The 8,561-nt window shown below is 29.4% G+C and carries 12 protein-coding genes; 5 read left to right on the top strand and 7 right to left on the bottom strand.

Translation table 11 applies throughout. The features are described from left to right. The first annotated feature begins 87 nt into the window (after nt 1-87). Nucleotides 88-354: a DUF3817 domain-containing protein gene (locus ACFDSN_RS11145; protein ID WP_375239933.1), complete on the top strand. Its 267-nt coding sequence runs from the start codon at nt 88-90 to the stop codon at nt 352-354. 22 nt (nt 355-376) lie between these two features. Here the strand turns inward: ACFDSN_RS11145 and ACFDSN_RS11150 are convergent, their stop codons facing one another. Continuing rightward, a complete protein-coding gene (locus ACFDSN_RS11150; RefSeq protein ID WP_375239934.1) occupies nt 377-769 on the bottom strand; it encodes an acyl-CoA thioesterase in 393 nt (130 codons plus the stop codon). Nucleotides 770-889: 120 nt separating this feature from the next. On the opposite strand from ACFDSN_RS11150, the gene ACFDSN_RS11155 reads away from it, so the two are divergent. After that, nucleotides 890-1,306, top strand: a complete 417-nt coding sequence (locus ACFDSN_RS11155) for a glyoxalase (protein WP_375239935.1) — start codon at nt 890-892, stop codon at nt 1,304-1,306. Here ACFDSN_RS11155 and ACFDSN_RS11160 read toward each other — a convergent pair. Together ACFDSN_RS11160 and ACFDSN_RS11165 are read right to left on the bottom strand one after the other, a co-directional pair. Continuing rightward, nucleotides 1,303-1,965, bottom strand: coding sequence for a DUF2461 domain-containing protein (locus tag ACFDSN_RS11160; RefSeq protein WP_375239936.1), 663 nt, complete (start codon nt 1,963-1,965; stop codon nt 1,303-1,305). The two genes, ACFDSN_RS11155 and ACFDSN_RS11160, sit on opposite strands and share 4 nt — an antisense overlap. A gap of 9 nt (nt 1,966-1,974) precedes the next feature. Further along, the gene (locus ACFDSN_RS11165) at nt 1,975-2,763 is read right to left on the bottom strand and encodes a tRNA pseudouridine synthase A (RefSeq protein ID WP_375239937.1); all 789 of its coding nucleotides are present in this window, start codon (nt 2,761-2,763) and stop codon (nt 1,975-1,977) included. A gap of 82 nt (nt 2,764-2,845) precedes the next feature. Between ACFDSN_RS11165 and ACFDSN_RS11170 the strand changes: the two genes are divergently transcribed. The 3 genes from ACFDSN_RS11170 to ACFDSN_RS11180 all read left to right on the top strand — a co-directional run bounded on the left by ACFDSN_RS11170 (nt 2,846) and on the right by ACFDSN_RS11180 (nt 5,787). Next, the gene (locus ACFDSN_RS11170) at nt 2,846-3,286 is read left to right on the top strand and encodes a hypothetical protein (protein ID WP_375239938.1); all 441 of its coding nucleotides are present in this window, start codon (nt 2,846-2,848) and stop codon (nt 3,284-3,286) included. A gap of 77 nt (nt 3,287-3,363) precedes the next feature. Next, nucleotides 3,364-5,082 carry a sodium:solute symporter family protein gene (locus tag ACFDSN_RS11175; RefSeq protein ID WP_375239939.1) on the top strand — a complete coding sequence of 573 codons (1,719 nt, stop codon included), beginning with the start codon at nt 3,364-3,366 and terminating at the stop codon, nt 5,080-5,082. A gap of 9 nt (nt 5,083-5,091) precedes the next feature. After that, nucleotides 5,092-5,787, top strand: a complete 696-nt coding sequence (locus tag ACFDSN_RS11180; protein WP_375239940.1) for a hypothetical protein — start codon at nt 5,092-5,094, stop codon at nt 5,785-5,787. A 26-nt stretch (nt 5,788-5,813) separates the two neighbouring features. Here the strand turns inward: ACFDSN_RS11180 and ACFDSN_RS11185 are convergent, their stop codons facing one another. The 4 genes from ACFDSN_RS11185 to hisA form a co-directional block, all read right to left on the bottom strand. Then, on the bottom strand, nt 5,814-6,371 hold the full coding sequence (locus tag ACFDSN_RS11185) for a hypothetical protein (protein WP_375239941.1): 558 nt from the start codon (nt 6,369-6,371) through the stop codon (nt 5,814-5,816). Between the two features lie 48 nt (nt 6,372-6,419). Beyond that, nucleotides 6,420-7,019 (bottom strand): bifunctional phosphoribosyl-AMP cyclohydrolase/phosphoribosyl-ATP diphosphatase HisIE, encoded by a 600-nt coding sequence (hisIE, locus tag ACFDSN_RS11190; protein WP_375239942.1) that lies wholly within the window; start codon nt 7,017-7,019, stop codon nt 6,420-6,422. Between the two features lie 90 nt (nt 7,020-7,109). Next, nucleotides 7,110-7,865 carry an imidazole glycerol phosphate synthase subunit HisF gene (gene hisF / locus ACFDSN_RS11195; RefSeq protein ID WP_375239943.1) on the bottom strand — a complete coding sequence of 252 codons (756 nt, stop codon included), beginning with the start codon at nt 7,863-7,865 and terminating at the stop codon, nt 7,110-7,112. 4 nt (nt 7,866-7,869) lie between these two features. Continuing rightward, the coding region (gene hisA / locus ACFDSN_RS11200; protein WP_375239944.1) for a 1-(5-phosphoribosyl)-5-[(5-phosphoribosylamino)methylideneamino]imidazole-4-carboxamide isomerase at nt 7,870-8,561 on the bottom strand (692 nt) is incomplete at its 5' end.

Raw genomic sequence — 8,561 nt, forward strand, 5'->3', positions numbered from 1 at the left:
GTTTTCTTTACCTTTATTGAAATTAGAAAGCCTAAAACTTTAAATTAGACTTAAAACCAGTTATTTTTGTTGAAAACAGAATAACAAATGACTACACTTTTTAGAATTACTGCGTTTTTAGAAGGCTTATCTTATTTACTTTTGATGGCTGCTTCAATTTATAAAAAAACTTCAGGTAATGAGGCGTTTGTAAAAATGCTTGGTATGCCTCATGGTTTATTATTTGTAGCATATATTGCTTTAGCTATTCTTTTAAAAAGTCATTACAAATGGAATACTAAAGACTTTGCTATTGTCTTAATAGCATCACTGTTGCCATTTGGAACCTTTTATGTGGAGAAGAAGTATTTATAATATATAATTCTTAGATTATTTACTAATCCTGTTTTAAGCGATTTTTAACAAACTCTACTTTTGTTTTTCCGTGTGGTTTTGGCAAGCCATCTTCGCCTAAATTAACCATAATAATATTTTCTACGGTAATAATAGTTTCGTGCGTCATTTTATTACGGACTTTACAATTAAGCGTTAAAGACGATTTACCAAATTTAACAACCTCAATACCTATTTCAATAATATCGCCACGCTTAGCAGATGCTTTAAAGTTAATTTCACTCATAAATTTAGTAACCACTTTTGGATTATCTAGCTGAATTATAGTATAAAGCGCAGCTTCTTCATCTATCCATTCTAATAATCGCCCTCCAAATAATGTATCGTTTGGGTTTAAGTCTTCTGGTTTAATCCATTTACGTGTATGAAATCTCATAAAATTTAATTTTAAACAAAGTTAATCATCTTAAAGTGTTTATAAGCCAGTTGAAAAGTATAATTTCTAATAGTGATATAAGGCTTTTTTATAACTAAATTTATAAAAAACTTGTTTACTATGGAAACTCGAACAAATGCATTACTATCTATTAGACCAGTTATTTCATCAGCTCAATTATTACCAAATATGAGCGCTGGAGAATATTTTCAGAACGCTACATTAAGACCTGTAATTAAATTTCAGAATGATTTATTGATTGCATCACTAAGAAACTATATAACAAAGCACAAAAATGTTTTCTATGAATTAACTTTAGAACGAAGACAATTATATATAGATAATGCTATTAATAAAGATATTAAGTTTAGGAATGCATTAAAAGGGATAATTATTGGGCAATTTACTACTAAAGAATACACGTCATACATTAAGAATTCATCAGCTTTAAATAAGCGAATGATGAATTTAGTAAAACAACGTCTTCAAGATCAGATTCAACTTTTTGATATGCCTAATGTTTTAGAAGCCTTTTAAATTAATGATTCACCATTTAAGTTAGTTGTTAAAACATCACTCATATAATTAAAAAAAGGTTTAATAGTTTTAAAATTCTCGTTTACAGAATTTATAAATCCAGAAGATAATATTTCTTTATCCGTATATTTTTTAGTAAAAATAAATTGTTTTTTTCTAATTAAATCGATGGCTTTATGTTCTTTATCGAAATCTCTTGGTGCAGTTTTTAACTCATCACCTTCCATTGTTCCCCATACAGACTTAAATAATTTGTTAGACATAATATCTCGGATTTCATCGTCATCCATTTCAAATTCACGTCTAATACGCAATAAATCTTCTTTATTTGGATCCCAAAACCCAGTAGCTATAAATGATTTATTATTTGGTTGAATATGTACATAATATCCACCACGTAATTCTGGCTTTTTACGACCAAACGAACCCGAGAAATGAGTTTTATATGGTAATTTATTTTTAGAAAACCTTACATCTCTATAAATTCTAAAAACCTTAGCTGTATCGATAATATCATGGGATTTCATTAAAGTCTCAATATCAGAAAAAACAGCTTTAAATTCATTTAAACTTTCTTGATATATCGATTTGTTTTCTGCAAACCAATCTCTATCGTTATTAGTTTCTAATTGTTTTAAGAATGCTATGGTTTTTTTCATAAAGCGTTTTTATTCAAATATAATTGATTTTAATATTAAGCCAGATGCTGGTGCAATATATTGCATATTATAAGGGTTTTCTTCTGTCAAACTTATTCTAATTTCTTCTAAAGTACGTTTACCTTGACCCAATTCTATTAATGTTCCCATCATTAATCTAATTTGATTTCTCATAAAACCTTTTCCTTTCACTTTTAAAATATAACTTTTTTCAGGAAAAAAATTAGCAGTATAACTCGTGTTTTTCACTATCTCGCATGAGATTACTTCTCTATTGAATTGACCTGTTGGACTTGGCTTATAGCAATAAGCTCTATAATAATGATTACCTTCAAATAATTTTGCGCCTTCAATCATTAAATCAATATCTAAATCGGTTAAAAGAGTAGTCATAATTGGAGCACAAAACGGATGGCATTTTTCACCATAAGTAAATAAATAATTGTACTCTTTTAATTTAGAATGTTGAATAATATTAAAATCTTTATCAACTGCGTGCATTTTTAGAGCTCTAATGTCTTGTGGTAAATTAGTGTTGAAAAGTTCTAAAAATATATCGAAATCAGTAATTCCTTCATATATAAACAATTCAAAACAAGCTTCTTCTGCACTAACCATAGCATCTGTTCTACCAGAAACTAAAGTTTTAAAATCACGACCTTCTAGAATAAAGTTTAAGGTTCTATCCACCATTAAATGCAAGGTTTTTACATTAGGTTGTTTTTGCCAACCGTGAAATCTGTATCCTAAATATTGAATAGTAATTACGTAATAATATCGTTTTCTTTCAAATGCCATAATACTGGCAAGTAACTTAATTTTATAATTGTAACAAAATTTTTATACCTTGTAATTTAATAATCAACTAAACATATTTATTATGACCAATTTAACGAAACAAAAACCACCTTTATGGTTCTGGATTGTAAGTGGATTTGCACTAATCTGGAATGCTTTAGGGGTAAATCAATATTTACATCAAGCTTATAAAACCGATTATTTTAAAAAATTATATCCAGATCCAGAAATTATGGATATTGTATTAAATACGCCTTCTTGGGTTATGGCAGCATATGCAACTGCTGTTATGTTTGGTGCTTTAGGTTGCTTAATGCTGTTGTTAAGAAAAAAGTGGGCACATCTATTTTTCTTTGTTTCGCTGTTAGGAATTATAATTCAAATGATTCATACACTTTTTATGAGTGGCGCGATAGAAATTTATGGTCCTGGAGCTGTAATTATGCCAATTTTTGTTTTAATTGTTGGAGTTCTATTATTATTCTTATCAAGAAAAGCAATAAGTAAACGTTGGATAAACTAATTATTACTATTATAAATTAAAAAGGCATCTTTAAGAGATGTCTTTTTTTATATTTGAAAGACTAAAAAACACAACAAATGACATTATCTACATTAGATTGGGGAATAATTATATTCTTTTTAAGCTTATTTGCCTTTATTGGCATTTACGTATCAAAACAGGCTGGTACAGATAGTAAATCCTTTTTCCTTTCTGGACGAAATATGCCTTGGTGGCTTTTAGGTGTTAGTATGGTTGCAACTACTTTTGCTGCAGATACTCCTGGGTTAGTAACCCAACTAGTTAGAGAAAATGGTGTTTCTGGAAATTGGGTTTGGTGGGCAATGTTGCTTACTGGAATGTTAACCGTGTTTTTTTATGCTAAACTATGGCGAAAAAGTGGCATTACTACCGATTTAGAATTTTATGAATTACGCTATAGCGGAAAATTAGCCAGTTACCTTCGTGGTTTTCGTGCGGTATATCTTGGTGTTATTTTTAACGTAATTACTATGGCTGGTGTTTGCTTAGCTGGTGCTAAAATAGCGAATATCCTTCTAGGTATTTCTCAAGAAACAATGCTAATCTATTCATCCATAATAGTCGTTTTTTATTCTGCTTTTGGTGGATTAAAAGGTGTTTTAATTACTGATTTTATACAGTTTATTATTGCTATGATTGGTAGTGTTTGGGCAACTATTTATATTGTTAATTTACCCGAAATTGGTGGAACTACTAGCCTATTATCTCACATTAATGTAGTAGATAAATTAGCCTTTCTACCAGATTTTAATAATACTGAAGCTTTAATTACTTTATTAATAATTCCAATAGCTGTGCAATGGTGGAGTACTTGGTATCCTGGAGCAGAACCAGGCGGCGGCGGATATATTGCACAACGTATGTTAGCTGCAAAAGATGAAAAGCACGCAACTTGGGCAACTTTATTTTTTAATGTTGCACATTACGCTATTCGTCCTTGGCCTTGGATTATGGTTGGTTTAGCTTCTTTAATTATCTTTCCAGATTTATCTAGTATTAATGCAACATTTCCAAGTTTAGCAAAATCTATGCAAGGCGAAGATGTTGCCTATGCTGCTATGATGACCTATTTACCTTCGGGACTTTTAGGTATCGTACTATTATCTTTAATTGCGGCTTTTATGAGTACCATTTCTACACAGTTAAATTGGGGAAGTTCTTACATTGTAAACGATTTATACAAACGTTTTTTAAAGCCTGAAGCAACCGACAAAGAGCAAGTTTTAGTTGGGCGAATTTCTACAATTGCGTTAATGATATGTGCTGCATTAGTATCTTTCACACTACAATCTGCTGGTGAAGTTTTAAACTTATTACTACAAATTGGTGCAGGAACAGGTTTACTATACATTTTAAGATGGTTTTGGCATAGAATTAACCCTTGGAGCGAAATTACAGCAATGATAGTTTCTTTTATAATTGCTATTTTCTTCTTTATAAACGGAAAATTAGATACGCCAATTATTGAATTAGCTGGACATTGGCAATTGGTGTCTGGTGTTGTAGCTACAACCATTTCTTGGGTAATAGTTACATTACTAACACAGCCATCGGATAAAAATACTTTAGAGACCTTTAATCAATTAATTTTTGGAGAAGATTCTAAATTCAAAGGCTTTGGAAATAAAATTACTGGTTTCTTTTTAGGTGTTTTTGGAGTTTACAGTTTATTGTTTAGTATTGGTAAGTTTATTTATGGCGAAAACTTAATAGCCATTGGTTTATTAGCTTTTACGGCAGTTTGTGGTTTTATTATTTCTAGAATTTTGAAATAATATATGATTATGAAATATTTATTAATTATTACTTGTTGCATATTATTTTCTTGCTCAACTGATGAAAAAAATAAAACCAAGAAACTTAATTATGGTTTCGTTAATTTTAAAATTAAGTCTAGAAAATATCAATCTAATCTTTATAATTACTCTCTCTATAGTAAAAACATTAAAATACCAATAGACATTGTTAGAAATAAGCCGAAAGGTGATAGTTTATTATATGGTAAATATCAATTAAGATATAATACAATCTTTAATGAAGCTATTAATATTGATTTTGAATTAAATCAAAGAAATAAAACAATTAATATAATTCCAGATTCATTAGATTTTAGCTACATAGAGAACAATAAGTTTTTAATGATAGATAACTTAAAAAATAATGAAAAAATAGATTTAATTTTTTATTCCTATGGCTGTTCTAATACTAAAACAAATCACGCGATTATAAATAAATTAAACAACAAATTATATTTCACGTTTAAAAAAAATAAAATTTTAATTAATCATAAAAACAAGAATTTGTTTAGAGAGTTTGAATATGAATTAAATCTTTTGACAAACAATTCTAATTGTACTAGAACTACCAGCTATGTTTATGTGAATACAGAATCTTCAGATTTTATTATACATAAAGACAAAAGTTGTAATTGGTTCGGATTTGAAAAATTATTAGTTGATTTAGGCCTTAATAAAGAATAAAGATTGATACAAATGTATAAGTTTTATTACTTCCTTAAAATAATTTCAGCCTTTTTAATGATATAGTTGTTTTCAGGAACAGCATTAAGTTTTACTTTAAAAGTATAATTACCAGTTTCTTTTATAATTAATTTAGGTGCATTTTTACCTTTTACATTTTTTTTAATACCATAATTATAAATGTATTTATTTTTTTGATAATTGTCTCTAGTATCTTCATCTCTAATCCATTTGAAACGTAATAAATTAAATGAATAACCTGGTCGTTTTACCCAATCTGGGTTTTTCTCTTTAGAAGTTCTCCATCTTTGATCTGAAGACATATACTTAGGGTTTACAATTAATGGGTTATAATTAAAAGATTGATATAACTCATCACCTTTATATACATCTACTATGTAGTTTAGGTTTAATTCATTTTCAGTTTTATATTTTATTTTAGTCCAAAACCTGATTTTATCACCTTTAGTTAATTTGAATGTTTCAGAATGTTCTTTTTGGTCTTTAATAGAGATTTCACTAAAAACTTTACCACACGAACTCAATATCAACATCAAGAATACTAAAACAATATAATTTTTCATAAAAAAGATTTCGTTCTTGTTTATCAAAAGCGATGCCATTAGTGTTGACTACTTCTCTCTTCCTTTTAAAACGTTCACAATATCGTTTAATTTAAAGCCTTTTGCTTGTAATAACATTAGGTAATGGAATAATAAATCGGCACTTTCACTTAAAAACAAATCATCATTGTTATCCATAGCCTCAATAACTACTTCTACAGCTTCTTCTCCAACTTTCTGAGCTACTTTATTAATTCCAGAAGCAAATAATGAAGCCACATAAGATTTCTCTGAATCTCCTACTTTTACTCGACTTTCAATTGTGTTTTCTAGCTTAGAAATAAATCCAAATTTTTCTGTATTAGCTTCTGCCCAACACGTATCAGTTCCTTTATGACAGGTTGGCCCAACTGGATTTACGGTAATTAATAATGTATCGTTATCGCAGTCTAACTTTAAATCTACTAGATTTAAGAAATTACCACTTTCTTCACCTTTAGTCCATAATCTATTCTTTGTTCTGCTATAAAAAGTCACTTTTTTAGTGTCTTGCGTCACTTTTAAAGCTTCCTCGTTCATATAGCCTAACATTAGTACGTTTTTAGTAGATGCGTCTTGTATGATTACTGGAACTAATCCGTCGTTACTTTTATTGAAATCTATATTCATATCGTTTATGTTATTGTTTTGTAGAATCAAGTTGATAAATAATTATAATCTCTCTACTGAGTTTGAGTAGACACTTTTGAAATACTAATTTTAAATCCTAACCGGTATACCTTCTTTTTTTAGTACTTCCTTTAATTCTGAAATTGGAATTTCACCAAAATGAAATACACTTGCAGCTAATGCTGCATCAGATTTTCCGTTTTTAAATGTATCTATAAAATGTTGAATTGTTCCTGCTCCACCAGAAGCAATAATTGGAATATTAAGTTCTTGAGATAATTTAGCTAAAGCTTCATTTGCAAAGCCATCTTTAGTTCCATCGTTATCCATAGATGTAAACAGGATTTCTCCTGCGCCACGTTGTTCTACTTCTTTTGCCCAATCGAATAAATTTAATTCTGTTGGAATAGTTCCGCCAGCCAAATGAACCGTCCAGTTTCCGTTTATATTTTTAGCATCTATAGCAACTACAACACATTGGCTTCCAAATTTATTAGCCAACTCATTAATTAATTCTGGTCTTTTTACAGCACTTGAGTTAATAGACACTTTATCGGCACCACATTGCAATAATGTATCGACATCTGCTATGCTTGAAATTCCGCCGCCAACAGTAAATGGGATGTTAACTTGCTCGGCTACTTTTAAAACCATATCGTGCATTGTTTTTCTGTTTTCTAAAGTTGCTGCAATATCTAGAAAAATCAGTTCATCTGCACCTTTTAAAGCGTATTGTTTAGCTAATTCCACAGGATCTCCAGCATCACGTAAATCTACGAAGTTCACGCCTTTTACGGTTCTTCCGTTTTTTATATCTAAACAAGGTATAATTCGTTTTGTAAGCATAGAATTATTTATTTATTATAAAATTTTCTAATTGTTTTAGACTAATTCTATTCTCATAGATAGCTTTACCTATAATAACACCTTCGCAGCCTAATTCTGCTAACTTAGGAATTTCATCAAAAGTAGAGATTCCTCCTGAAGCTATTAATTTCAAATTATTCGTTTGTTTTAAAATACGTTCGTATAGCTCAAAACTTGGACCTTCTAGCATTCCATCTTTAGAAATATCTGTACAAATCACATAACTTGCGCCTTTATTCTGATAATTTTGAATAAAAGGAATCACTTTTAAATCGCTTTCTTCTAACCAACCACTAATTGCAATTTTTTCGTTATTACAATCTGCCCCAAGAATAATTTTATCAGCTCCAAACTTTGTTAACCATTCTTGAAAAACTTCTGGATTCTTTACTGCAATACTTCCACCGGTAATTTGTGACGCCCCAGAATTAAAGGCAATATCTAAATCTTTATTAGTTTTTAATCCTCCACCAAAATCAATCTTTAAATTTGTTTGTGTAGCAATTTGTTCTAATACCTTATGATTTACAATGTGTTTTGCTTTTGCACCATCTAAATCAACCACATGTAAATACTCAATTCCTGCTCCTTCAAACTCTTTGGCTACTTCTAAAGGACTTTCGTTATATATTTTCTTGGTGTTATAATCGCCTTTACTTAAACGAACACATTTAC

Source organism: Aurantibacter sp. (assembly GCF_042094015.1).
In the GTDB taxonomy this organism is placed as follows: domain Bacteria; phylum Bacteroidota; class Bacteroidia; order Flavobacteriales; family Flavobacteriaceae; genus Aurantibacter.